The following is a 25,382-nucleotide window of genomic DNA, read 5'->3' on the forward strand; positions in this document are numbered from 1 at the left end:
CACCGTTTCCCCGCCGCGGCGCGGCCGGACCCGAACCACGGGTCCGGCCGCGCCCGCGTTTTCGGTCACCCCATGCCGGGCCGCCTGGGACATTCGCTCCTCGATGCCTATCTCGTACAAGCGAACGGGCGGACGAGCGACATCAGAACTGGGTTCTGGCACGGATCTTGGGGAGCGGTCGCGGAAGGTGACGATGTTGTTCGATTGAGAGGGCGGTCGTGAACCCCGGCTGCCGGGCTCAAAACGCTCACCTCGTAGTCTCCGCACATGACCGATGATCCGTTCCACTGCCGCTGTGTCCTCTGTCATGACTACGGTGACCGGGACGAAGCGGACCGCGCGGATCTGACGATCATCGAGAACGTGCGGCAGCACGGATGGCACGTCGTGATGGTTCCCGAGGACGAGATCGGTCCTGGATTCGCTTACACGATCGGCCTCGCGCACACTCACGGCGGACCTGAACTCGCCATGTTCGGACTCGATGTCCACGCCATGCACCGCATGCTCAACAGCCTCGGAGCGAAGTCCGCCGCGGGTGCTGTACTGACTGACGGCCAGAGGCACCCCGACGTTGTCGACGGGCGCCAAGTCGTGCTCAGGCAGGTCGATCTTCGCTGGTACCGGACCTTCTTCGGGCGGGCCATCGGGTTCTACCGGCGGCCTCCTTTTCCCGTGTTGCAAGTTGCGTGGCCCGACGTGGATGACCGGTTTCATTGGGAACAACAGGCTGAGGAGAGGCATCAGGAGTCGCAGCCCCGGTTGTGGCTGCCACCGAGTGTGCATCCCGTCGGGATCTGGACGACCGAACTCTGACCTCGAACGTGCCGGCCGGCCAGGTCTGCCGCCGATGGGCCAGCCGTCGGCCTGCACGCTCCAGGGCCGCCGCTCCGTGTGCGGCCGGCCGCGTAAGGTCGGCACGGGCCGCGGGCGCCATGCTCCTGGTGGTGACTTGTTGGAGGAACACGTGGAGAAGGCTGAGCTCCTGCGGCGGTCACATGCGGATGCGGGAGGCCCGGGTGCGGGCATGGACGGTCTGCGCGAGCGCGGATTCGCCCGCTACGGCGCCGAGCAACTCGGTGTCACCCCCGCCGGATCCGCCGCGAGGGACCTGGCCGGGATCCGGGAGGTCTTCGCGGAGCTGCCGTCCGACCCGTACGCTCCGGGGACGAATCGGTTCCGCCGGTACTCCCATGCCGTGTACCTGCCGTGGACGGGCGAACTGTCCTGGATTCCGGGAACCCCCGACCCCGTGCACGGTATGGTGACCGACTTCTCCCAGGGCGAGGACGTCGCTGAGCACCCACGGAAGCGCCGTGTGCTCCCCGAGATTCCCGAGGCACTGCGCGGCAATGCTCTGCTGCACAGACTCCTGCGCTGGGACATCGAACAGGTCCTGGCCCTGAGGAATCTGGGGAGACGGCCGCTGTGGGCGGGTGTCCACCTGATCAAGCTCGGCGTCGACCATCCCGGCCAGGACGCCGTTTCCTCCCCGAACTGCCTGCACCAGGACGGAGGCTCGTCCAGCACGTTCACCTTCGCCCACCTGATCAGCCGTACCAACGTCAGCGGAGGGCAGAACGTCATCGCCACACCGGACAGCGCGGGCCTCCAGCCCGACGACCCGTGGGCGGACCTCCACGCCCGCTTCACCCTCACCGACCCACTGGATGGGTACGCCGTCCACGACCACAGAGTCAGCCACTACGTCGGCCCGGTCCGCCCCGGGACCGCGCCAGGACCGGGCGAACGATCCATCATCATCGTCGGCATCGCCCCGTACGTTCCCCAGCTGTGACACGAACACCGGCGCCGCCCAGAGTCCGCCGGCACCCGCGAGGGGCGGCGCATGCCAAGCCATCGCAATCCACGCCGCGAAAAGCGCTCCGAACCCTCCGTGCCGACTGGACCGCGCCCACAGGCCCGGCAGCGTAAGGCTCTGCCTCGTCTGACGCCCGAGTCGCGCTCATGGAATTCCTCGAACACAGGTTGAACTTCGGGCTGGAGGGCAGCCGTATGCGGCGGGCCTGAATCGGATGATCGGAACACGAACACGGTGCGCGGGGTTTCGCCTCGCCGAGTCCATGACAGGTTCGCCCAAGTTCCGTGAATGCTCGACTGCCAAGGAGTGTGGCTGTGTCCGACAGAAGCGTGGCGACGCTGGCTCTGCACTACCGCGACGAGGCACCCGTGCTCGTGGCGTTGGGTGGGACCTCGATTCCGGCCCGGCTCAACGTCGTCGATCCCTCGGGGCGGATCGTGGCCGTGTACGAAGTCGGCGCGCCCACCGAATCCGGCACCACGTCCCCCGACACGGAAGGCGCTTTCGGTGCCGACGACGTGATCGAAGTGTCCGGAGGCGCCGACATCGAGTTCATCGCGCTGGAGCGTGATGCCGACGGAGGCTACTTCGTCAGAGCCTCGGTGGGCGGTCGCGAGCAACTGTTCGCGGCCACGGTGAACACCGCCACCGGCAAGGTCCTCTACGACGCCGGCGGAACACCGGCGGTCCGGACCACCCGGGCGAGCGGGGTGGTCACCATCCTGTGACGGCGCGGTCTGTCGCGCCGATGACGGCCCCCGAACCGGGTCGTGGCCGGTCGGTGGAAGCCTGTCGGTGTCGGCGGACCTAGTGTGCTGGGACGGCTTCGATGCGCCAGTCCTGGCCGGCCGTTCCGTTGGCCGGCGACTGGACGATCGGGGTGCCGTCGTCGATGGCGGCGCCCTCGATGTCCATGTTCAGGCCGCTCGCGGCGTTCACCAGGTGGTAGTGGCCGCCGGTCGGGGCGGGTATCAGTTTCCACCCTTGGTTGGGGCTGTCGGTGTCGGTCCACTGGTCGAGTGTCTGGCCGGGCAGGGAGGAAGCGCCGGGGTTGTCGAGGACCTTGCCGCTGTTGAGGTTGGACAGGCGAAAGGAGCCGTCGTAGCCGGGCAGGAGGTTCCATCGCTGATGGGCGGCGCCGGACCAGGCCCACTGGATGACGGGGGCGCCGTCCCGGGTTGCGGCGCCCGAGACATCCAGGACCTTCCCGCTGCGGCGGTTCACCACGCGGCACCGGGAGGGGTGCAGTGTCAGCGTGATCGTGGTGCGGGCGCCGGCGGTCAGGTGCACGGTGCGGGCGTGGACGCCGAGCGGGGAAGGTGACGCCGTGGCGGAGATGGTGGTCAGGCCGGTGATGCCGCGGCGGCAGACGAGAGTGATGTCCTGAGTGATGTCCGAGACGAGGGTGGCGGTGGCGGTGTGTGCCGCGATGTCCCAGGTGAGGTCTTCGATGAGGATGCGGCCCCGGCCCCGGACGCCCTTGATGCTGCCCTTGGCGAGCTGGCGGGGCAAGGCCGGTAGCAGTTCCAGGAGACCGGGCCGGGTGTAGAGCAGGGCTTCCGCCATGACCGCGGGCAGGGCGTTGGCGGCGTCGCAGTTGTAGATCTCCAGATTGGGGTTGTGGGAGGTCATCAGCGAGCGCCACACCATGTTGCTGCCGAGGATTTTCTTGACGTTGTCGTACACGCCGGCCCCGTCCTTGAGCCGGGCCCAGGCCAGGGCGCGATGGAGGCTGCCGTGTGCCGAGTGGTTTTCGTCGCCGCGCAGCCGGAGGGCCTGGCGGGCGGAGCGCACCAGGTCCGGGCGGTCCTCGGGGTTGATTTCGTGTAGGGGCCAGGCACCGTACAGGTGGTGGGCGTGGCGGTGGTTGTAGCGGTCGGTGAGGCCGGGCCAGGACCATTCGGCGAGCGCGCCGTCGCTGTTGATGGTGTAGTCGGGCAGCTGGGCGAGCAGCGCGGTCCAACGGGCCGCGCCCTTTCCGCTGCCTTGTTCGAGGTTGAGGGCGTTGGCGGCGTCGACGGCGGCCTGGAGGGCGTGGCGGCCGGCCATGATGTCACCGGTGGCGTTGACGGACAGCATCTGGCCGGTGCTGGAGGGCGCGTTCTCCATCGAGTAGGACGGAACGAAGATCCTTCTCTTGTTGGCGTCGGTGCGGGTGAGGAAGTCCTCGTAGAACAGGGCGAGTTCCATCAGGGCAGGGCCAAGGCGCTCCCGCAGGAAGGTGGTGTCGCCGGTGACCTGGTAGTGCTCGACCAGTGGGTACAGCAGCCAGTCGGCGCCTCCGGTCCAGCACTGGCCGGGGAAGTCGCTGTCGTTGAAGTGGAGCATGTGCCCGTACTCGCCGTCGGTGCGGGTCGGGGCGAGGAAACCTCGGGCGCCGTAGAGGCGTGAGGCGTTGTCGCGCCAGTCGGCGAGCTGGCCGAGGATCAGGTCGAAGTAGCCCCGCATGGCCGTGCCGTGGCTGAGGATGTTTCCGCCGGCCACTTGGAGGTTGATGTTGGCGTCGGTGGTGTAGTCGTCCGCCCAGGCGCCGTTCCAGGTTCCGGACCATATGCCGGTCAGGCGCGGTGGCAGGACTCCGCTGGAGCTGACGAACAGGTAGCGGCCGCAGTCGTACATCCGCTCCAGCAGGGCAAGGTCGATGACCGACGGGTCGCTCTTCTGTCGCGCCGTCAGCTCGCTCGTCGACAGCCGGCGATCGGTGGTGGAGACCCCGAGGTCAAGGCTGGAGCCGTCGAACATGGCCCGGTGCAGCGGGGTGTGCCGGCCAAGCAGGACCGCGTATCGGGAGGTCAGGGCGATCAGGGCGGTCTGCAGCGGCTTGGCGTCCCAGGCGTTGGACGAGTCGTAACGGCCAAGCTTGGTGAGCAGCAGGACCTTGGCGGCGCCGGTGACGGTCAGGGTGGCCCCGTCGGCGGTGACGGTTGCCCTGTCGCCGGTGGCCACGACCCGGGTGACGCCCTCGTAGCCGTGTGCTCCCTGACCGGTGGGGTAGGTGCCGCGCAGGTTGAGCCAGCCCTCGCGACCGCTCGCGGTGGCGAGGGTGCTGTAGGTGACGTCGCCGGGCACACCGTCGAGCGCGGTGTTCACCATGAGGGTGGTGTCCACGGTGCGGCCGGTCGCGGGAAGCAGCTCGTGGACGATGACGTTGTCGGCGCGGGAAGTGAAGGCGTGCCGTTTCCAGGTGCCGGCGCTGTCGGTCCAGGTGTGGGTGACCTCTCCGGTGCGGAAGTCGGTGATCCGAGCATAGTTGTCGGTGGTGGTCATGCCCGGGGTGCTCAGTTGCAGCTCGTAGCCGGGGTGGAAGGCTTGGGTCCAACGCAGGGTCCAGCCGGAGGCGAAGGTGGCGGCCGCTCCGCCGTAGTCGCCGGCGAGGGCCATGTCCCGCACTTGGTCCAGGCGTCCGGCCAGGACGGGAGGATCCATGTCGCGGGTGCCATTGGGCAGCACGAAGCGGTGGTGGTTCAGCAGGACTTTCTCCAGCGCTGGTGCGCCGTGGAGGACTACACCGAGCTCGCCGTTCCCGGCGAGAAAGCCGTCGCCCCAGGACGAGGCGGGTGACGTGTCGTGGATACCCCGTTCAGGAAGAACGACTTGAGGCGGCGCGGCAGCGGCGGCTATGGACGGGAGTCCACCGCGCAGTGCGACCGCGCCGGCTGTCAGGGTTGCCGCCGTGACGAATCGTCTGCGGCCTAACGGGATGTCAGAGGGGGTCAAGGCGCGCCTCCGGGCGGCTGGCTGGGGCAGGGAGATGCAGCACGACTCAGGTGAGGTGCCCGGCCTGGACGAACGGTGAAGGCATCACGAACCCTCCGGCTCATTCCTGACAGAAGGCGCCGAGCGGTGTGGCTGAGAGGTGGCGAACAGTGCACCATCCGGCTCGAAGGAGTGTCAATATCTGTGCATCAATGTTTAAGTCTGTTGGATTAGCCTGGCGGTGGTTCCCACACCCCGAAGTCCCTTGCGTTCAGTGCCCTTACAGCCGACCGGGCACGGGTCGCTCCGGGGTCCATCAGGACGTGAGGGCGGGGGCGGACAGCGGCGGTGACGAAGCCTTCCTTTCAGCTCGGCTCAGCTCTTGCGGCCCATCCGCGTGAACCTCAGATGCGCCTCGTAGTTGGCATGGCCTGTGCCACCGGCGCGGCGGGCGATGTAGATGCTCTCTCCCTTCCGGGCCGTCCTGAAGAGAGACCCGTACTGTGCGGCGGCAGGGTCGCTGTAGACGGTCGCGTCTGAGACCTTGGTGTACTCGTGGGAGTTCCACACCCGTAGGAACGCGTACTGGCCCGCCGGGCCGGGATGCACTTTCAGCCATCCCTCGAAGAACCCGTCGTCCGGGACGACGTAGTGCCGGACGCCGTTGCCCGTGGGTTCTGTAGGTAGGTCGATGGAATCGTCGAACCAGCCGCCCGAGACGTTGAGGATGCCTCCGACGTCGAGGTTTCCGACCTCAAGGTCGGGCCTGAGGACGGTGACCTGGGTGGAGAGGATGCGGGTGACGGGGTTGGTGGGATCCCCGGCGGTGGCACGGAGGTAGAACGTGGTGTCGGACGTGACACCTTCGAGGTCGAGGCTGGTGCGGTTGGTGACGTCGCGGTTGATGCCGCCGTACAGCAGCTCATAGGTGGCGTTCGCGGAACGTTCCCAAGTGAGCTTGACGTCACCGCCGTTGGGGATAATGGAGGGCTGGCAGAGGAAGTTCCGCAGGTAGAAGTCGGCGGGGAACTTGCCCAGGTTGAAGACCGTGGACCGGTCCTGGAAGGCGGAGCTTCCGGTGCGGGATGATTCGGTCACCGTGATCGGGGCGGTGCCGACCTTGCGGCTCATCGGGATGTCGGACAGCTGGATGGTGAAGCCGAGGTCCGGGCCGATGGGCGTGTGGCTGCCGGCGGGCGAGAAGACGAACTCCTTCGCGGCGGCGTCCAGACGGCCGGTCCAGCCGGTGAGGGTGATCCGCGGAGTGACCTTGGCCAAGTCGGTGGCCAGGTCCGGGGACATGGCGCCGGCGGGCACCTTCACCCTGATCCACTCGACGTCGGCCGGCGTCCCGCTCTGCCGGGACACCGAGATGACGATCTCCCCGATCTCCTCGGGAGCCTGTGGGTTCTCCGGCGACGCCTTCAACGGACTCGGCGTGGTACTCACGCCGTACGACAGCAGTGGATCGTTGGCGGCGGTGTCTGCGTCCTGCGTCTGGACGACCACGGTCACGGAAGTCTCCTCGAAGGGTGGGTGGGCGTGCCGCCCCGGGACAAGGCGGGCGGACGTGTGATCGCGGTTTCTCAGCGGTCGGTGCGGCTGTGCGCGACGGCGTCGTCCAGGGTGAGGAAGCCGGAGCGGATCTCGGGTTCGGCGAGGGGGAGGTCGTACTGGTCCTGGCTGAGGATCGGCAGCTTCTCCCAGGCGCCGCCGCGGTTCTCGGACCAGGTCCAAGTGCCGACGACACCGGCCGGGGTCGGCATGAGGACGGTCTCCTCGCCCTCGTCCTGCGGGCCGCGCAGGACGGTGGTGGCGGCCAGGAGCGGACCGGTGCGGAAGTTCACGCTCATGCGGGAGATCGCCTGATCGGTGAACTCCTGCGGGACGAACACCCTCTTGGTGGCGAGGATGTCGGTGGTGGCGTGCACGGTGGCCCGCGGGTCCAGCAGCACGGTGGCGACCTCGGTGTTGTTCTCGCCGAAGTCCAGCTCCAGGCTGGGCCGGTCGCCGATCGGCCGCAGGTACTCCCCGCCGCCGGCGGCCGGGTCGACGACGGTGTCAAAGTGCTCGTAGTCGTCGCCCAGGACGTACCCGACCAGGCCGTCGTCGCTCTGCTGCGCCTCGCCGAGACGGATCGCCCACGGGTGGCCGGGCAGTTGGGACGGGGACGGCTGGAAGAGGTTGTGCCAGCTGACATCGGTACGCAGGGGGCCGCGCAGGTCCATGGTCAGGCGGGTGCGGACCAGGGCGAGCGGACGGCCGAGGAGGAAGCCGAGGCCCGGGTCGGCCGGTCCGTCCGGATCGATGGTCTGAAGGGCCCGGTCGATGGTGGCGCGGAACGCGTCGAAAGTCTGCGAGCCACGGAACTTCACGGCGTACAGCAGCCGGTAGGCGTGGGGGGCCACCGTCTCCAGCTGCTCGAACAGGGGTACATCGGAGCCCGGCAGGGCCGACCAGGTCACTTCCCGCTGCGCGTGTTCGTTCAGGGTGACGCGCAGTTCGCCGAGTGCCGCCCCGTCGGGGGCGTGGACGACGAGGGACTGGTCGAGGCGGTTGTGCAGCAGCCAGGCGCAGACCGGGTTGGCGCCCGGGGTCAGGTCGGTGTCCTCGTCGTCGGTGGCGGTGAGGAAATCGAAGCGCAGGCGGGCCGGCTGCAGGAGACGAGGACCGAGTTCGACCAGCCGGTCGGAGTCGTCGTCGCTGACGGGATGGGCCGGGCGCATGGTGTCGGGCATCTCGGGGCGGAAATGGGTCGGGTTGGCGATGAGGTTGACGGAGCGTCCGAAGCGGTCGACGACGGCCAGGTCGAGGAAGGCGAGCTGGCCGGCGCGCAGGTCCTGGTAGGTGGAGACGGGGTCCGGGTCCCAGTCGCTGGCCTTTTCGGGGCCGGGATTGGGCGGTGGGTAGTCGCCGTTGCCGATGAGGGCGGCGAGGTCTCCGGCGGGCTGGAGGCCGGCCAGGGGCTGGCGTTGGGCGATGGCGGCGCCGAAGCCGTCGAGGGTCTGGGAGAGGTAGTCCGTCTCGCGGGCCCGGGATCGCACCTGCCGCACGGCGTCGGCGGCCAGTTGGTCGCGCACTCGGGCGTAGGTCTGCAGGGTGCCGTCGACGATGTGGCCGGCGCTGGGGGCGAGGATCTGGCGGCCGGAGACGACGAGCGGGGTGCCGGGCTCCCCGGTGCCGTTCCACTGGTAGCGGGAGCCGTCGACGAAGTCCCAGTGCGCCGTGTCGCCGTCGCGCAGCGGCAGCGGGAAGTACTTGGCCTTCCACAGCAGGAACAGTGGCTGCCAGGGCATCGCCCAGGGCGTGATCCCGTACTCGGGCAGGGTGCCGGTGACATCGCGGATCGCGCCGCCGCGCAGAGCGCGGTCGAGGATGAGGAACTCGCTGAGCAGCGCGGGGAGGCAGGGCGGCTGCTGCCCGGTGAGGTCGATCTGGGCCGCGGCTTCGGCGACGTCGGTGGTCGTGACTCCGGAAGCGCGGGTGACGAGGCGTTCGGGGGTGCGGCAGGGCAGGGCGGTGTCCCGGGTGAGCGGGGCGTGGAGGTTGGCGCCCTGCAGGGTGAGGACCGGATCGGCGCTGTACTCGAAGTCCTCGCCCGGGACGCGGATCAGGCGGCGGGCGGCCCGGGAGCCGTACGCCGGGTGCAGGGTGTCGATGCGTGCCGCCAGATCCGCCTCGCTCCTGCCCCAGGGCAGCTCGGCGCGCTGCCCGGCCAGGTCGCGGGCGAGGGCGACGACACGTCCGGCCGCACCGTCCGCGTTGCCGGGATCGAGTTCGTCGTCGATGCGGCCGGTGAAGTCGGAGGGCTTCTTCTTCAGACGGGTGAGCCACCACAGGTGGTAGAGGTGCTCGCGGGCGGTGTCGAGTTCGGCTTCGGTCGCGTCATGGGCGGCTTGGCGGCGGTTGAGGTCGGCGACCGTGTCGGCCTCCGCGACCCGGGTCGCGCGCGAGGTGATGCGGCCGGTCTCCTCGCCGCGTTCGCCGATGAACCAGCGGTACCCGCCCGGCACGGGGCCGAAAGCGCTGTCGTGGGCGCGGCGGTCGGTGAGGATGTCCGCCTCGGGCCGGTCGCGTTCCTCCAGGGCGTCGATGCCACCGAGCAGGAAGGCACGGAACAACTCGGCGTCATCGGCGGACAGGGCGCCTTCGCCGTCGGCCTGGGCGCCGAGTTCGGCGACGGCCTCGGCGATGCTGTTGGACACGATCGGGGTGATGTCGGCCGGCTTCGGGCAGGGCGAGTCGGGGACCGGGCCGGTCAGGTCCCAGTCCAGGCCCAGGACCGTTCCGGAGTAGACGGAGGAGCGGATGCCGCTGCCGGAACCGACGGGCGGCCTCCACCCCAGGCGCTCCAATAATGCGGTGAGGTCCTCGGTGCCCGCGAGGACGTCACTGTCCGGCTGGGCGTACCAGCCGGCGACGAGGTAGCCGAGCCGCTCCCGCGCGGGCAGCTCACCCTCGGGGGTGTCCAGGAGGGTGTCGTGGAGGGAGAAGACGTTGCGGTTGTAGGGCTGGAAGACGGAGAAGGTCAGCAGCCCGGAGCCGATCGCCGTGAGGAACGGTGCGTGCGCGTCGGCCGGTTCCTGCCAGGGGCCGGTGAGCTCGTGGCACCTGCCGATCAGGGTCGCGGCGGGTTCCTCACTGTCGGGGTCCTGGAAGGAGACGCTGCCGTCCATGGGGTCGAGGTAGTCGCTCTCGACGATCCAGGCCTTGAGCCGGCGGGTGCTGTCGGTGTGACGGACGACGAGCCACCGGTTGGGCACCAGGGGGAAGTCGCCGACACCTTCCTCCTCGTCGTGGCGGCCGCGGGTGAGGGCGGCGGGCAGTTCCCACTGGAGGTAGACCCCGAGGCGGTCCTCCCTGCCGGTCCACTCCTCGGGGCTGGAGAACGGGGCAGGCTCCGCGGGGACGCCTTCGTCGATGTCGCTGAAGTTGGTGATCCACCGGTGGAACACGTGCGGGGTCGCGGTGTCGCGGGTGGCCCGGTTGACGGCGAGGGCCGCGACCTCGACCGGCACGATGAGGGTGGTGTCCACGGACATGGCCCGGGGTCCTTTCGGTCAGCGCTCGGCAGTACGGCGCGGGGACGGGGGTTCAGGGCCGGGAGAAGGTCTGTGCCTGCGGCGCGTTGATCATCTGCAGGGCGAACTGCGCGGAGGAGATCCGCGCGACGTCGTGCGTCCGGGACAGGGCGGGCAGCAGCGCATCGCCGGTGCCGTCGACGTTGAGGACGTCCTTCCCGCCCGGGCGAAGGAACCGGGCGAAACCGGCCGGTTGCGGGAACTCGCCCATGGGATGACCGATCCGGTCGCCGTTGATCTCGCGCAACTCGATGGTGCCGAGGTCCCCGATGCCGAAGCACAGGCCGCGCGGGGGCTCCGCCAGCTCGAAGCGGTCGATGACCTCGGGGTAGAGCAGCAGACGGGTCTCCAGGCCGAACACCGCATCACGGGCGGGTTCGAGGAGGTCCGTCCCCCTGTAGGCGGTGGCGATGCTGCCCGGCCAGTTCGGGACCAGGCTGGAGTTGATCAGCACAGCGCACTTCGGGACCGGCCCGCCACCGATCGCGAGAGCGTTGAGGTCGGCGTCCAGGGCGTGGCCGACACCGACGCTCAGCGCGCCGTCGACGGCCGCCCGCACCCAGTCGGCGTCGACGTAGGCGAAGCGGATGCTTTCCGCCGGCAGCGCGCTCGGGTCGGGGACCAGATGGGACAAGCCCAGCATCTCCAGGCGGCGCAGCGCGTCCAGCCAGGCGGTGACCTTCGCGAACTCGTCGGGGGCGGCCCGGGTGAGCAGGCTCGCCACACCGGGCAGGGCGAGGACGGTGCGCGCGTCACCGATGGTGCGGCGGGCGCGGGCCGCGGTGCGGCGATGGCCGGCGCGCAGCCGCGGGCCGGCCTGGTCGAGGGCCTGGACGAGGCGGGCCCCGCCGGAGCGGGTGTCGCCGCCCACCAAGAGGCGGTCGAAGGCCTCGAAAGCGAGAGGGGCGGTGAGTTGGCGGGCGGTCAGCGCGGCCGCGGCCCGCGCGGCGAGCTCCGGGTGCGAGGCCAGGCGCCGGGCCGCGGAGCGAGCGGCCGAGCGGAACTCCAGCAGGGCCGTGCGGAACTCGGCGTCCGCGAGGGCGAGAGTGCGCCCGGCGGTGAACGCGGCGGCGTAGGCGGTGTCGAAGACGCCGTACCGCTGCAGGTAGATCAGCGCCTCGCCCGGGGAGTCCAGCCGGGTGGCGGCCGCATCCGGAAGCTCTTGGGCGGGATGAGCCGTGAGCGGGCCGCGGTAGAAGGCGAAGGTTCGCTCGCCGCTCTCCAGGCGCTGCGCCAGCGCGACGGACCCGCCCGCAATCCGGTCCAGGGCCTCCTTCTGCGGCCCGGCCGGGTTCGCCGGGGCGGCGGTCGGCACGCGAAGGCGCAGCTCGTCGGCGGGGCGCGCGGTGGTGCCGTCGGCGGTGGCCAGGTGTTGGGCGAGGTCGCCGAAGCCCACCCCGGAGTCCGGCTCGGTGGTGAAGGACCAGGAGACCAGGGAGACCAGGCGGATGCCCCCGGTGGGAGCAGGGACGGTCAGGTACTGGTCGAAGCCTTCGAGGGAGACCAGGTGGGCGACGTGCCGCCCGCCGGTGGCGGCGGGAAAGCGGTTGGCGACCAGGACGGCGTTGAGTTCGCCCTCGTCGGGAGCGGGATCGCCACCGGACAGGGTGGCGTCGGGGCGCCCGCCCTCGCGCAGGTGGGCGAGGTAGCCCATCTCGACGGGCAGCGGCTTCACCGCGTCGAACAGCGCGGCGGGAACCAGGACGGTGGCGCACTCCTCGTCGTACTCGTCGGGGCGCAGGCTCTCCGCCGGCAGCGCGGGGGGCTCGCCGGGGCCGATCGGGTCGGGGCCGAGCGGACCGTCCAGGAGCCGGCGCACGGTGCCGGCCTTGACCAGGCCCACCGCGTCCGGGTCCTCGGGCAGCTCGTCCTCGCGAAAGAGCAGCAGGGCCATCCACGGGACAGCGCCCGGCTGCCCGTCACCGAGCAGCCGGGCCCACGGCAGGCCGGGGGCGTCGAGGTTGATGTGGGCGAGGGTCTGGCTGTAGGTGCCGACCGCGTCCGGCACGGGGAACTGCGCGTTGATGCCCGTCGGGTCGAAGCTGAAGCGGGGCTGGACGACGTCGAAGGGCTGAGGGGTGGCGTCGATGACGCGGTCCGCGCCGCCGAGGTCCTTGAGGACCTGCCGGTTGTCGATCCGGTACCGGCCGGCGTACAGGGAGGGGATGCGGTGGTCGAAGAACCGGGTGCGGTGCTCGGCGCCCGGCGCGGTGGTGCGCGGCCGGGGGGCGGGTTCGGACGTGGTGGTCACAGGGCGTGCCTTTCGACAGGACGCGGCGGAGGACGAGGGGTCGGACGGCGCACGGCGGCGCGGGCCGCCCGCGGGGACGGTGCGGGTGGCCCGGTACGGCGCGTCCGGTCAGCCGGCGACGAGCATCGGCTCGGCGGTGAAGGCGGTGCCCGCGGCCCGGGCGTAGGTGCTCAGGTCTGTGTCGAGCGCGCCGAGGTCGGCGCCCAGTCCGGTCAGGGCCTGGGCCAGGGCGGTGCGGTTGCCTCGGGTGGTGGCGGTGTCGATGCCGTCCCGGATCGCGGTGATCACGCCACCGGGCCTCGTCGGGACCGGGCCCGTGGCCGTCTCGCCGGAGAGCGGCTGGTTGCCGTCCGGGGTGATCGGGTCGAAGGAGATGGCCTTCTCGTCGAGGAACCCGGTGGAGGTGCCGTGGTCGACCGGCGGCGAGGTCAGCCGGATCCCGAGGATCCGGTCGGCGATGATCCCGTCGTTCGGCGCGTCCGGCCGTTGGCCCCACAGGCCGTTGGGTACGTTGCCGCGCAGCACCGCGCGACCCCACGGCGTCATGGTGGCGGCCTGGCCGTTGTAGGTGAGCCGGATGCGCAGTTCGCTGCCCTTGCCCCGCACGTGCATGGGCAGGATGTCCACGGCGGTGTCGGTGGCGACCTCGACGGTGTCGCCGTCCTGGTTCAGGTAGACCTTGCTGACGGGTGCCTGGGTGTCGGCGGTGAAGGTGAAGCCGCCGTTGCTGACCAGCCACGGCTTGACATCGCCGCGGGTGGCCGGGGTGCCCTCGCCGGTGTACCCGGCGACCGGTGTGGTGCGGACCATGTTCTCCGGCGGCGGCAGCATGCCCTGGAAGCCGCCCCAGTCCAGCGCCGGGGCCTGATCGCGGCGACCGGCGCCGAATCCGATGGTGAAGGAGATGAACCACAGGTGGACGGTGGCCTCGCCGCCGACCGCGGGGCCCCAGACGCGGACGCTGACGCCGACCTCGATCGAGATCCTGATCTTGACGAACCAGACCTTGATGGTCGCGGAGACCCCGACCCGGATCCCCATGCCGACGTCGAAGTAGAAGGGGTTCCACTCCAGCAGCGCGTCCACCCGGGCGGTGAGCCAGGCACGCAGCATCCCGGACTGGAAGACGACGTCCAGCGAGCCGCCCGCCATCAGGGACTTGGGGGTGAATGCGGCGTAGGCGTTGCCCGTGATGTTGACGGTCGAGCCGACGCCCCAGGTCAGACCGGCGGGCTGCTGGCGGGGGTAGCGGGCGGGCAACTCCCGGCCGGCCGGGATCGCACCGAGCAGGAACGCGAAGTCGCCGGCATTGACGTGGTCGCCGAACCAGAACTTCATGCCGACGCCGCCGCGCAGCTTGCAGTTCGGGTCGATCAGGAACGTCTTCTCGGTGAACGCCGCGCCAATGCTCAGCTCCCCGGCCGTCGGGCGCAGGGTCGCCTCGATGCCGATCTCCACCCGGGCGATCTTCTTGTCGCTCTTGGTGGGCAACTGCATCCCGGCCGCGCCCAACAGACTGATCGTCAGGTCGGAACCGGTCTGCACCAGCGCCATGGCACGGCCGCTGAAGGTCTCGAAGCAGTCGAAAGCCAGGCCCGCCGCGAACCACAGGTCGCCCTCCTGCGGACGCACCCACGGGAGCGAGCCGCCGATCAGCTCGCCCAGGACCTTGAGCGGGTCGACCTCCTCGTCGTCGGCGCCGATCTCGCCCGGGTTGTCGAGCGCGACCAGGAACGGGAAGCTGCCCAGGGCGTCGGCGGCCGGGACGCGCACCCGGCTGTTCCAGCCGAAGCCGGCAGAGATGCCGCGCACCTGGAACAGCGGCGGTCCGAAGCCGACCTGGCTGCCGAGCGAGCCGTAGGCGAACAGCGACGGATCGGCGCCGCTGCCGTCGGGAACGACGTAGGCGCCCATGGCGGAGCCGTTGAACGCGCCGGTGTCCACCAGCAGGACGCCGCCGACCACCGTCTTGTACGGCGGGGAGGCGGGAAGGGCGGTCAGCGCGCCGGCGATCCGCAGCGGCGGGTTGTAGTAGTCGACGCTCAGGCCGTTGTCGCCGCCGGGCGTGCCGATCGGCGACCAGCCGCGCACCGACGGCGCCTCCAGGACCCGCATGCCCTTCCTGCGGCGCGGGCCGGGTCGCGGAGTGAGGATGCCGTGCTCGGTGACCAGCGCCCGGGGGGTGCGGTCGCCGGCCCCTCCGTCCCGGTGCTTCACGTCGGGCAGGGCCCGTCCCAGGCCGTCCAGGCGCCCGGGGTCGACGGGCGGCGCGGGCGTGCGCCTGGTCAGCCGCAGCGCACGGCCATCCGTCAGCGCCCAGGCACCCGCGGGCAGTTCCGTGCCTTCCGGAGCTCCGTCGACCAGGAGCAGACCGCAGCCCTCGCCGAGATCGACCGCGGCCACCGTCCCGGTCACCCACTCGCCGTCGACGGTGAACGCGACATCCACCGGCGCCGAGGACGCGGTGATCGTGGCCCGCCCGCCGACCGACAGGGGCCGCGAACCGCACACCGCGCCGTCGATCCGCACGGTACCGCCGGGAAAGACGAGTGCTGCGGCGTCGGGGTCGGCGAACACGGACACGGGGATTTCAACCGTCCCACTCGCCGCCTGTTCGAGAAGCTTCCGAACGTCCTCCACGCGTGCTGTCACAACGATCCCGCCCTCGACTCGTGGGAAAGGGGAATGGCGGAGCAGCAGCCCTACTCGGCGACAGGCCTGACGTGTCCGCTGCGGGAAGCCTAGCCAGATGACAGCGGTGAGTATGACAACCGCAACTTTCAGTGACGAGTATGGCTGAAAGGCGGTACGTGCTCCGCTGAAGAGCGAATCGGCCGCAGAGGATCGCTCCGGCCCGCAGAAGCGTTCCACCGGAGGCGCGAGCCCCCGAGACGGCACATCACCCCGGCACGGCTGGTGGCGAGTCGGAGCGCAGAGTTCTCGCTTCCCCGACGACCCTCTCCCACTGCAAGGGTGTGTCGGTTCCCCAACCCTGTGACTGATGTCGCCCGCGTTCCCGGGCAATGCCGCGCCGCCGATCTCGCCGCCCCTGTGGACCCCGTTCCACCATCGCGCACGAGCCGGTGGCTGAGCCACGGACAGCGGCCTGAACTCAGACCGGCCTCAGCGGGACGGCCCCGCAACCCCCGGACACCCGGGGCGGGTTGGTGTTCCACCCCCCACCTGTCCAGCTGGATGAACGATCAGTCAGGGCAGATTCGTAGATTCAACAGACAAGCTGTTCATTTGAGTGAATGATGTCGCCATGACCAGTGACGTGTTCAGCAGAGCAGTGCGCCGCCGTAACGCAAGAGGGATGACCTTCAGCCAGATGGAGGCCAAGACCTGGAGCGTGGGAGGTAAGGAGGGAAGCCGCTCGTCGGCGTGGTGGAACAACATGGCCAACTATGAAATGGAGACTCCGCCCGCCCCGAAGTACATCCCCGGAGTCGCCGAGGTACTCAAGGTTTCCGAGCGCCGCGTCAGCGAACTCGTCTCTGAGCAGTGGTACGGCGTGCGACCCGACGACGAGGTTCCCGAGCGTCTGCGAGACCTGATCCCCCTTCTCGAGGATGTGGATCCGGTAGATCTGGCAGTCGTTGAGGAGCTCGTGATTGCCCTCGGAAAGAAGCGTGCCCTCGCGGAACGGCTGGCGCGGATCGAAGCTGGAGGTGAGGCGGAGGAGGGCGGCAGCAAGGCTGCCTGAACCCGGGCCCCGCCGTAGGTGCGCTCGGCGCGCCCAGTTCTCTGGAACGGCACACGAAGAAGCTCAACTGGCTGTGCCCCTCACCTCCGCCGCTCCGGCAACCGTCGGCCTCGGCAGGCACCTTCCACCTGCCGGCGCCGCACCGGAGCCACTCCTCATCTCTCAGACGCGAACACCGTGCATCCCATCCCTGGTACACGCCGGCAGTGCAACAGTCACGGGGATGCGGCGCGAGCCGAGCCGGTGGACGTGCCCGCCTCGCCAAGCCGGTGGCCGTCCGGCCCCCGATCGGCGGCACAAGCGTTGTTCGAGCATCCCGCTCGCCTTCCGCATCGCACACGTCTTCGGCCGGACGATCGAAGACGTCTTCCGCCCGGACAAAGGGGCCTGACGGGCTGTTGGGGCCGCAGCCGCCCGGCCGCATGGACCGGGCGACTCCGACTGGCACGCGCTGGGTCATCACGTACCTCGTCCCGTGCGACAGTTCGTTGCCGGCGGATGGGGGAGTTACTCGGCACTCTTGCTGGAATGCTCGATGGAAGTTGCCCATCACAGCGGCGGCCGGTGCGTGGCCGACAAGAGTGCCCCGACTGACGCTGGACCGACCCGGCCCTGGCAGCCGTCCTCTCGGCCATCACGGCCACGGTCAAAGGCCCCGCGGCGTCGGCAAGCTCCGCGAGCGCCCGCAGGGACGCGAGTACGCGGACGGCGAGCGGTGGCCGGCACTGGAGCGCCCGACCTGGCGCCCCGACATCCAAGCCGCCGCCATCTCCAAGGCGCGGGTCAACGCGCACCGCAAGCCGGGCAACACGGCGAAGCAGACGGGCCTGTACCCGCTCGCCGTGCTGTCCGACTGCGTCGTCCGCTCCTCGCCGGGCGCGAGCCCGCTGGACTTCCTCCCGTACGCCGCCGCCGGCAAGCCCCAGCCGGGCGGTTTCCGCCTCGGCTCCATCCCGGGCTTGGCCAAGTCGGCGGGCGTCCAGGAGTTGGCCTGGACCGTCGACCTGATGGAGAAGGGCCTCAACCCGGCCCGCCATATCAAGGACGGCGACGCCGACTTCGACGACGGCGAGTAGCCTCAGCACCGCACACCCGCCGGACAGATCACCGAAGGAGACCGAAACCGATGACCACCACCGTCCCGCAGTGGCCCATCCCCTCTACCCCGCCCCTCCACGATCCGGTCCTGTTCGCGCGAGCCATGCGGGACATGCGCCTGACCTGGCGCGCCCGCGGAGTCCTGGCCGAACTGGCCACCGGATACATCCCCGGCCAGGAGCCCAAGATCAGCGAGCTGGTCTCCCTCACCCGCGACGAACGCCTCGCCGCCGAAGGCCGCGAGGCCTTCCGCAAGGCAGTCGGCGAGCTGCGCACGATCGGCTACCTCACCCCCGACGCCACAACGGCCTCAGGCGTGGGCGAGCGGCTGATCGTGGACCTCGCCCCGGCAGCCGGCGCCCAGCTGATCCGCCCGCGATACGACTATCTCGCCGACGAGAGCTGACGGTGGGGGAGTTCGAGGACGCCATCGAGCGGGCCGACCGGGAGGCTCTCCCCGCCGGCCGCCGATGACCCTCAAGGGCCAGATCAGCTACCTGATCAAGTAGTTCGGCAGCGCCGAGTTCGGCAGCGCCAAGGTCGTCGCGCAGGAGTTCGGTGTCACCGCCGCCGCCACCGCCACCGCCACCGTCACCGCCGTCCACCGCTACCGGCGCGGCGCCCGCAAGCACGCCCGCGCCGACGTCGCCGCGAAGATCGACGACACGGTGCGGGCCCGCCGGCAGCCTCAGGTCCGCAAGCATCGGCGGAAGCAGGCCGACGCTGGCACCGGCGTCACCGTGGAGACCCGCGCCCGGTTCGGGTACTGAGCGGCCGTCCGCACTACGGACGACGGTCGGTTCCGGCGACTCACCGCGCACCTCCCTCCGGCTTGCGCGCGGAGCCTGTTCGACGCCCGCCCGCGAAGCGGGAGCCGGCGACGGCACCACACGGCGAGCACCGATTCGCCGCGGTGACCGAGCATCTCGGTTGGCGAACGGGCGCTCGAGTCGGCGGGCAGAGCGGTCGTCCATTCCCCTGCCGGGGTGGAGCTGTTGCCGGCGGCCGCCAGGACGGGTGTGTCGGTCAGGGAGCAGGGACGGGGCCGCCGGGCCGGAATCGCTCCACCCCTACGATGTGCCGCACCTTGACGGGGCGCACGATCACCGAGACCCGCTGCTCTCCTGGCATGATCCACTCGAAGCGCTCCTTGCCCAGGTACTTGCGGGCCAGACGGTCCATCCGGTCGTGCGCCTCCTTGCCCTCGATGAAGCGGGCCACCACACCACTGATCTGCACTCGATCGAAGGGATCGGTGGCATCGGCGTGCGAGAGGTAGACGCGGGGGTCGAGGCGAAGGTTTTCCTCCTTCACCCGACCCACCGAGGTGTTGAACGTCAGCTCCCCCTCTCCCTCCAGATCCACCCACATCGGGCTGACCTGCGGTGCTCCGTCGGCGAACACGGTGCCGACGTACCAGATGTTGGGGGCCTGCAGCCGGGCGCGGACAGCATCGTCGAATGTCGTGGCAGTCATCCTGCGAAGCTACCAACCATGCGCGGCGGGACGGCAGCAACCGAAAAGACTCAACCTTGCCAAGCCTCGCTCTCACCCCAGATGAAGCGCTCGGTCACACCCCTTCCCGAATCCGAGGAACGCCGCAGAGTACGAGGCCGGCGGGCCGCATACGACTACGACCGCCGGGAGCAGGAGGCCGCCGACGAGATGAGGGCGCAACCGACCCAGCGCGAAACCTCCTTCGCGCTCCCCGCCGCGCGACGATGGTGCCCCCACTGCGGAGACCGCATCACCTGCAGCGGCTACGCCCGGCTCGGGGCCCTGCCACTGCCGGGCCAGGACTCCGACCTCGTCCCGCGCCTACCCGCCGACCGGCCCGCCTGCCGCGCGGTGGCCGGCCACCCGCTGCCCGGCGAGGACGAATGACCGCCGAAGTCCTCCGCGGCCGACACGGCGACGGCTGCCGTGCAGGGGAGTCCCGCCGGGAGGAGCCCGTGAGCGCCCAGCCCGAGCACACGCCCATCCCGTCGTACCGCCCGCACCCGACGCCCCGGCCGAACTCCTGCCCCCAACTGCGCACCGACCGACGCGCCGCGCAGTGGGCGCCGGCCTTCGAACGGGAGTGGGCGGCCGCGCCGGCGGAGTCCCGTCGGACGTTCTCCCTCGGCGGGCTGTACGAGGTCTTCCAGGACTGGCAGGGCCGCCTCGCGCACGCCCTCGGTCGACGCAGCAGGCGTGCACCCGTAGCCGCAGTGCGCCGGGGCCGCCCATTCCTGATGTCACCCCGGAGCCGCGAGAGCAGTGTCCCGGGCGAGCGGTGTCCCGGGCGAGCGACCACGCCGTGGCGTCCGGAAGCGGTGGGGTGCCGTCCCGGAAACCACGGTCGGCCGGCGCTGTTCAGTGGCCGGGCCAGGCTGAGCGACCCCTGCCGCTCAGAGGCGGACGGTACGACCCGCCTGGCCGAGGAACTCGCGGTCCCCTCGAAGAGCCGCGACAACAACTAGACTCAGATATCTGATCAGACTTGCATATGCGGTGGGTCTGCCGATAGCGTCCAAGCGCGGCAACGCCCGGATCCGAGGAGGCAGGACATGCTGCTCACCACCGGACAGGCCGCAGAGGAACTGGGCTGTGCGATTACCACTTACCGGCGTCTCATCAGGGCAGGCGTACTTCCCGGCCTGACCCGGCGCGGTGTTCGCGTGATGACACCCCTCTGGGTCGTTCAGGCACTGCGACAACGCACCCTTGCCCCCGTGGATCGCCTGGACACCGACCTTCTCGGGGTCCTACGTGTCGACGCGGCACGCCAGGTCCAGGACACCGGCCGGAAGTGGACCGGCTACGCAGCAGACCTCGGCCCCGATGACCTTCTCGAGGGCTTGAGGGGCTGGTGGCGCTGCGATGCTGCCAGCGTGGCGGCCGGGGGAGTGCTGCCGGTGACGGTGTCAGGCTACGTGGTCGCCGTCCTGACCGGCCTGGACAGGTGGGAGAAGGGAGACGGCGGGCGGCACACATTTCCGGACGCGGTTCTTGCCGGACACGTCACCGACCTGGCCACCCCTACGAAGCACGTGACCGCACCGCGAGAAACCGACCGGGACATCGCGGACCTCCTCCTGGGCGCCCGCTTGCCCTCACAGTCGAGCGGCGCGATCGCGTACGTCTCCACTCATGGCAGTACCGCCAACTGACCTGCAGGCACTAGGGATCGTGATGGACGCAAAGACCTACACCGCACAGCTGGCCGAGCTGCGTGCCCTGCGTGACGAGATCAAGAAGACCCGGGCCACCCTCGCCAAACTCGAGTCGGACCGTGCCCGGCAGATCACCGCGCTGGCCGGATACGAGAAGGCGAAGGCAGAGCGCATCGCGCCCGCGGCCGGACTCAGCCTTGGCGACATCGTGGCGATCGCTCCCATCCTCGCCCCCGACCAGCTCACCCACCCCGCACCAACAGCTCCGATCGGCACCGCCGTTTCAACCCCCGAATCCGCCGAGGAGACGGCACTGCCCAGCGGCAGCGAACCCGCACAGGCCCAGGCAGCCACGGTCGCCCCGGCCATGACCCGTTCGGCCCCTGGACCAGCAGCGCAACCCGAACCTCCCGCACCAGCCCCTTCTGTGCCGCCGGCAGCACCAACTCAGTCCGCACCCGCACCCGCACCTGTACCCGCACCTCTCGCGGCTCACGAAGCGCAGGCTCACGAAGCGCCGCAGGCTCACGAAGCGCAGGCTCACGAAGCGCCGCAGGCTCACGAAGCGCAGGCTCACGAAGCGCAGCGCACCCTTCCCGCGATCCCTGAAGGCCCCGACGGAGATCGCTGGTTCGACCACACCGCGAACCTTTCCTCCACACACCCGAACTTCACCCAGCAGGCCCGCAGCACAGTCTTCCTGGACACCGCGACCGGTGTGCTGGTCCACCGTGACCAGACGCTCCGCCTCGACCTCCGGACCGCCGACGCCGGAGAAATCCTCAACGGTGTCTTCCGTGTCCTGCCCGACGGCGTCGAACGGATCTACATCACCGCAGGCGCCCCCTGGCACCGGCAGGCCGACCGGTACCCCTTCCTCAAGGACGCCGTCGGAGCCTGGCTGAACGCCCCCACACCCGGGTGGCGCACCGACACCGGCCGCGGCAAGGACCGTATGGCCGGCCATTTCGTCCACCCCCGCAACCCCGTCGGCCGCTACCAGCGCGAACAGGGCGACCAGCATGTCGAAATCCGCTCGGCTGGAGAGTGGTTCGACACGGAGGGCACCGAACCCACCGTCATCCGTGACGCGTTCGTCCTCCTCTGGAAGGCCCTGCGCCGCCACTGGCCCGACGCCGTCCTGATGGGCTCACCGTCTCAGACGGGCCGTGACCTGTGGACCCGCACCATCCCGACCAAGGGCCAGTACGCGGATGGCTACCCCGTCCTGTCCGAAGAGCTCCGCGGCCTTTTCCACGCGACGGCCGGGCAGGGCCGCACCGAGCTCATCACCCCGCCGCGCGTCCCCGCAGAGCTGCCCGCCCTGGTCGAATACGACCGGACCTTCGCCTACGCCAAACACACCTGGAAAGCCGGCGTCGGCACCCCCCGCCGTGTCACCGCCGCCACGTTCGCGTCCTGGTCGCAGAAGGAACAGACCAAGGCCTTGTTCGCCTGCGGACACTGGCACGTCCGCGTCACCGTCCCCGACACCTGGAAACACGTCGGGATCCTTCCCGCACCCGCCCCCGGCGACCGTGCCTGGCACTACCCCGCGACGCCCGGCACCACGTTCACGACCTGGGCCGGCGGACCCGAAATCCACACCGCGCTGTCCAACCCCATGCAGCCCTGGAAGATCGAGATCCTCGACGGGATCCTCTTCGACGACGGGAAGCCCCTGGACGACTGGTCGAAGAAGCTGAAGGAAGCCTGGTCCTCCCTCACCGCCCAGGCCGCCCTCAACGGCGACCCCGCCCAGCGCACCGCAGCCCGCCTCGCCGCACGGGCGGTCCGAGCGATCCTCCTCTACGGCATCGGCGCCTTCGCTCAACGACCCCGCACCGTCACCGGCACCACCCCCCGCACCGCGGAACGCGACGTCCCCGACGACGCCGAGATCATCGGCTTCGACGACGAGACCATCACCTGGCAGCGCCCCACCGGCTTCACCCGAGACCCCAACGCCCACCCCGAATGGGCCGCCCACATCTGGTCCTCCGCACGCGCCGCACTCCTGTCCCAGCGCCACCGTGACGACGACATTTCCGCCGGAGCCCTCCACGCCCCGCCCGGCACCGTCGTCGCCTTCCGTACCGACGCCGTCTACCTCACCCAACCGCAGCCCTGGCCCTACCACGGGCAGCCAGGCGACTACCTGAACAAGGGCCACCTCACCGGCCCGGTCACAGCTCCCACCACTGAGGAAGAGCTCCTGACCCTGCGCGACATCGGCCGCTCCACGCTTCAGGCCACACCCATCACCGAGGGGGCCTGATGCCACCCCGCGGCCGACGACGCGCACCCGAACCGCAACGCAATGCAGCAGCCCGCCTCGCAGACCAGCTCCAGGCCGCCGGCTACACCAAACGTGACATCGCCCGCATCATCAACCGCGACCCCTCACTCGTCTCCCAGTTCTACACAAAGAACAAAGGGGCCGCATTCGTCCCCGCCCTCACACAAGTGCTCGCCGCCGTCCAGACCGCAGGCATCAGTGACATCGCCGAACTCGCCGCCATCGCGGCCGGACACATCACCCGCCGCACCACCTCGACCGGTACGAAAGCGCGCGTCCGCACCAAAGCGCTCCTCATCACCCCCACCGGCACCGGCACCGGCCGCGCCGGCGTACAAGCCATCGCCTCCGGATCCACCCGCCTGCGCCCCTTGATCGCCGAGGCGGCCCGCCAAGGCCTCCGTCTTGCCTTCACCGTGCGCATGGCCAGGGCGGACTTCCTCCACGCCTCCGGCAGCCGAACCGACTCGCCGGGCATCCGCCGAGACGTCATCCAGCGCACCGACCACACCGAAGAACGCTCCTACGGCTCGGCCACCACCGGCGGGTTCGCGGCCACCGACTTCGCCCACCGCGTCGACCGAAACGGCGGAGACGTCACCGCGGCAGTCCACGAATGGCTCGTCGAAACCGGCCGCATCCGCCCGGACGCCCACATCGTGCACCTCGAGATCCGTACCTGGCGGCCACGCTGAGGCAGGATCGGTTCGACCCTTGCAGATCTCCTGAGCGCGGGTCGACAGGACCAGGACGACAGGAAGCCCGTGCCGCCAACAAGTCACAACAGGTCACGGCAGGTCAAGGGCCCGGCCGTATCCGGAGCCCGGCGCACACATGCGAGAAGGGTGCGGAGTTGCGGGGGTACTGCAGACGCGCGGGGCCCGGTCCGACGCTCGCGCCCGGGCCTTGCTACCTGGACGTCCGGCCTTGCTACCGGGAGCCTCAGCATGTCCTCGGCCACCCCGGCGACCACCGCATCCGTGGCACGCAAGTGAACCGTCCCGACCACAACCGGCAGGGAGAGCATGCCGACCGTCGACATTGAACTACGCCCGCATCAGAAGGAAGCGGTCACAGCCGCGGTCAAAACCTTGCGGGTCCACCCCCGCGCGAGCGTGATCGCGGCCTGCGGTACCGGGAAGACGCTGATCGCCGCCCGGACCGCCGCTCGTATCGCACCTCGCGGGCGGGTCCTGGTCCTGGTCCCGACGCTGGACCTGCTCTCCCAGACAGTGCGTTCCTGGCACGCCGCCGGCCAGAGGGGCCAGGCGGTAGCCGTCTGCTCCGCCCGCCAGGCGATGGAGCACCCTTCGGCCGGCGACCTCCCGATGACGACGAAGCCGGTCGAGCTGTCCGAACTCGCCCCGACCACTGGCCCGGTAACGGTCTACGCGACCTACGCCTCCCTGCCCACGGTCATCGCCGCCCATCGCGACCACCGTCTGCCGCCCTGGGACCTTGTCATCGTCGACGAGGCCCACCGCACCGCCGGCCGTCTCGGCAAGGCCTGGGCCGGGATCCACCACGACGATGAGGTTCCCGCCGCCCGCCGCCTCTATCTCACCGCGACCCCCCGCGTCTGGGACCCCGACACCGACGACAGCGACACCCCCGTCGCCTCCATGGACGACGAAACCCTCTTCGGCCCCATCGCCTGGCGTCTCACCCTCTCCGACGCCATCGACCTCGGTCTCCTCGCCGACTACCAGATCCTCGTCCCCGTCATCCAGGACACCGACCTGCGCGACTGGCTCGCCACCAGCCCCGGCGCAGGCGCCGACGGCCTACGCCTCGCCGGGCACCAGGTCGCCGTCCTGCGTGCCATCCACGACCACCGGCTGCGCCGCGTCCTGACCTTCCACCACCGCGTTTCCGACGCCCGTGCGTTCGCCACCACCCTCCCCGACACCGCAGCGGCGCTCCCCGCCGACCTGCGGCCCGAAGGCTTGTGGACGCAGTGGATCAGCGGCGCCCCCCCCCCCCCCCCCCGCCGCCGCATCCTCCTCGACGTCGCCACCCACCCTCACCTCGAACACCCCGCAGTCCTGTCCAACGCCCGCGTCCTCGGTGAAGGCATCGACGTCCCCGCCATCGACGCCGTCGTCTTCGCCGACCCCAAGAACAGCCCCGTCGACACCGTCCAGGCCGTCGGCCGCGCCCTACGACAATCCCCCGGCGCCGGCAAGAAGGCCACACTCATCGTCCCCGTCTACCTCACCCCCGACGAAGACCCCGACGACCTCCTCAGCGCCGATGCCTACACCCCCCTGTGGC

Annotated in this window: 17 protein-coding genes and 2 pseudogenes; 13 read left to right on the forward strand and 6 right to left on the reverse strand. The window is 70.3% G+C overall.

Features of this window, described 5'->3' with window-relative positions; all coding sequences use genetic code 11:
• The first annotated feature begins 267 nt into the window (after nt 1-267).
• The 3 genes from ADK55_RS27610 (at nt 268) to ADK55_RS27620 (ending at nt 2,550) form a co-directional block, all read left to right on the forward strand.
• Nucleotides 268-816, forward strand: a complete 549-nt coding sequence (locus tag ADK55_RS27610) for a DUF4262 domain-containing protein (protein WP_053682530.1) — start codon at nt 268-270, stop codon at nt 814-816.
• Between the two features lie 211 nt (nt 817-1,027).
• Entirely contained in the window at nt 1,028-1,798 is a 771-nt protein-coding gene (locus ADK55_RS27615; protein ID WP_053682531.1) for a 2OG-Fe dioxygenase family protein, read from the forward strand.
• Between the two features lie 338 nt (nt 1,799-2,136).
• On the forward strand, nt 2,137-2,550 hold the full coding sequence (locus tag ADK55_RS27620) for a hypothetical protein (protein ID WP_053682532.1): 414 nt from the start codon (nt 2,137-2,139) through the stop codon (nt 2,548-2,550).
• 79 nt (nt 2,551-2,629) lie between these two features.
• Here ADK55_RS27620 and ADK55_RS27625 read toward each other — a convergent pair whose 3' ends face one another.
• The 5 genes from ADK55_RS27625 to ADK55_RS40150 form a co-directional block, all read right to left on the reverse strand.
• Nucleotides 2,630-5,539 (reverse strand): glycosyl hydrolase family 95 catalytic domain-containing protein, encoded by a 2,910-nt coding sequence (locus tag ADK55_RS27625; protein WP_053682533.1) that lies wholly within the window; start codon nt 5,537-5,539, stop codon nt 2,630-2,632.
• Nucleotides 5,540-5,893: 354 nt separating this feature from the next.
• Nucleotides 5,894-7,033, reverse strand: coding sequence for a hypothetical protein (locus tag ADK55_RS27630; RefSeq protein WP_053682534.1), 1,140 nt, complete (start codon nt 7,031-7,033; stop codon nt 5,894-5,896).
• Nucleotides 7,034-7,104: 71 nt separating this feature from the next.
• The gene (locus tag ADK55_RS40145) at nt 7,105-10,560 is read right to left on the reverse strand and encodes a hypothetical protein (RefSeq protein WP_234350278.1); all 3,456 of its coding nucleotides are present in this window, start codon (nt 10,558-10,560) and stop codon (nt 7,105-7,107) included.
• A gap of 52 nt (nt 10,561-10,612) precedes the next feature.
• The gene (locus tag ADK55_RS27640; protein WP_199826639.1) at nt 10,613-12,850 is read right to left on the reverse strand and encodes a hypothetical protein; all 2,238 of its coding nucleotides are present in this window, start codon (nt 12,848-12,850) and stop codon (nt 10,613-10,615) included.
• A 108-nt stretch (nt 12,851-12,958) separates the two neighbouring features.
• Nucleotides 12,959-15,433 (reverse strand): DUF6603 domain-containing protein, encoded by a 2,475-nt coding sequence (locus ADK55_RS40150; RefSeq protein ID WP_053682535.1) that lies wholly within the window; start codon nt 15,431-15,433, stop codon nt 12,959-12,961.
• A gap of 682 nt (nt 15,434-16,115) precedes the next feature.
• Between ADK55_RS40150 and ADK55_RS27650 the strand changes: the two genes are divergently transcribed.
• From ADK55_RS27650 to tpg, 4 genes and pseudogenes are all read left to right on the forward strand, one after another.
• A complete protein-coding gene (locus tag ADK55_RS27650; protein ID WP_159041568.1) occupies nt 16,116-16,556 on the forward strand; it encodes a hypothetical protein in 441 nt (146 codons plus the stop codon).
• Between the two features lie 603 nt (nt 16,557-17,159).
• Nucleotides 17,160-17,632: pseudogene (locus tag ADK55_RS27655) on the forward strand (transcriptional regulator); the annotation flags it as partial.
• Nucleotides 17,633-17,682: 50 nt separating this feature from the next.
• Nucleotides 17,683-18,060, forward strand: a complete 378-nt coding sequence (locus tag ADK55_RS27660; RefSeq protein ID WP_053682538.1) for a hypothetical protein — start codon at nt 17,683-17,685, stop codon at nt 18,058-18,060.
• A gap of 2 nt (nt 18,061-18,062) precedes the next feature.
• A pseudogene (gene tpg / locus ADK55_RS41065) lies at nt 18,063-18,529 on the forward strand (telomere-protecting terminal protein Tpg); the annotation flags it as partial.
• Between the two features lie 151 nt (nt 18,530-18,680).
• Here the strand turns inward: tpg and ADK55_RS27665 are convergent.
• Nucleotides 18,681-19,130 carry a TIGR03618 family F420-dependent PPOX class oxidoreductase gene (locus ADK55_RS27665; RefSeq protein WP_053682539.1) on the reverse strand — a complete coding sequence of 150 codons (450 nt, stop codon included), beginning with the start codon at nt 19,128-19,130 and terminating at the stop codon, nt 18,681-18,683.
• Nucleotides 19,131-19,211: 81 nt separating this feature from the next.
• Between ADK55_RS27665 and ADK55_RS27670 the strand changes: the two genes are divergently transcribed.
• From ADK55_RS27670 to ADK55_RS27695, 6 genes are all read left to right on the forward strand, one after another.
• The gene (locus ADK55_RS27670; RefSeq protein ID WP_053682540.1) at nt 19,212-19,538 is read left to right on the forward strand and encodes a hypothetical protein; all 327 of its coding nucleotides are present in this window, start codon (nt 19,212-19,214) and stop codon (nt 19,536-19,538) included.
• A gap of 68 nt (nt 19,539-19,606) precedes the next feature.
• Complete coding sequence (locus ADK55_RS38000; RefSeq protein ID WP_159041569.1) at nt 19,607-20,116, forward strand: DUF6247 family protein; 510 nt, start codon at nt 19,607-19,609, stop codon at nt 20,114-20,116.
• 87 nt (nt 20,117-20,203) lie between these two features.
• The gene (locus ADK55_RS27680; protein WP_053682541.1) at nt 20,204-20,806 is read left to right on the forward strand and encodes a helix-turn-helix domain-containing protein; all 603 of its coding nucleotides are present in this window, start codon (nt 20,204-20,206) and stop codon (nt 20,804-20,806) included.
• Between the two features lie 22 nt (nt 20,807-20,828).
• On the forward strand, nt 20,829-23,087 hold the full coding sequence (locus tag ADK55_RS27685) for a hypothetical protein (RefSeq protein ID WP_053682542.1): 2,259 nt from the start codon (nt 20,829-20,831) through the stop codon (nt 23,085-23,087).
• Nucleotides 23,087-23,803 carry a hypothetical protein gene (locus ADK55_RS27690; protein WP_053682543.1) on the forward strand — a complete coding sequence of 239 codons (717 nt, stop codon included), beginning with the start codon at nt 23,087-23,089 and terminating at the stop codon, nt 23,801-23,803. Before ADK55_RS27685 ends, ADK55_RS27690 begins: the two co-directional genes overlap by 1 nt.
• Before the next feature lie 330 nt (nt 23,804-24,133).
• On the forward strand, nt 24,134-25,382 hold a 1,249-nt coding region (locus ADK55_RS27695; protein WP_159041570.1), incomplete at its 3' end, for a DEAD/DEAH box helicase family protein.

The organism is Streptomyces sp. WM4235, assembly GCF_001279725.1.
Classification (GTDB): Bacteria; Actinomycetota; Actinomycetes; order Streptomycetales; family Streptomycetaceae; genus Streptomyces.

Bases quoted from the DNA above. Each gene is read 5' to 3' on its own strand.
- ADK55_RS27610 (WP_053682530.1), top strand. From the start codon at position 268: ATGACCGATGATCCGTTCCACTGCCGCTGTGTCCTCTGTCATGACTAC.
- ADK55_RS27615 (WP_053682531.1), top strand. From the start codon at position 1,028: ATGGACGGTCTGCGCGAGCGCGGATTCGCCCGCTACGGCGCCGAGCAA.
- ADK55_RS40145 (WP_234350278.1), bottom strand. From the start codon at position 10,560: ATGTCCGTGGACACCACCCTCATCGTGCCGGTCGAGGTCGCGGCCCTC.
- ADK55_RS27650 (WP_159041568.1), top strand. From the start codon at position 16,116: ATGACCAGTGACGTGTTCAGCAGAGCAGTGCGCCGCCGTAACGCAAGA.
- ADK55_RS27660 (WP_053682538.1), top strand. From the start codon at position 17,683: ATGACCACCACCGTCCCGCAGTGGCCCATCCCCTCTACCCCGCCCCTC.
- ADK55_RS27665 (WP_053682539.1), bottom strand. From the start codon at position 19,130: ATGACTGCCACGACATTCGACGATGCTGTCCGCGCCCGGCTGCAGGCC.
- ADK55_RS27670 (WP_053682540.1), top strand. From the start codon at position 19,212: ATGAAGCGCTCGGTCACACCCCTTCCCGAATCCGAGGAACGCCGCAGA.
- ADK55_RS27680 (WP_053682541.1), top strand. From the start codon at position 20,204: ATGCTGCTCACCACCGGACAGGCCGCAGAGGAACTGGGCTGTGCGATT.
- ADK55_RS27685 (WP_053682542.1), top strand. From the start codon at position 20,829: ATGGACGCAAAGACCTACACCGCACAGCTGGCCGAGCTGCGTGCCCTG.
- ADK55_RS27690 (WP_053682543.1), top strand. From the start codon at position 23,087: ATGCCACCCCGCGGCCGACGACGCGCACCCGAACCGCAACGCAATGCA.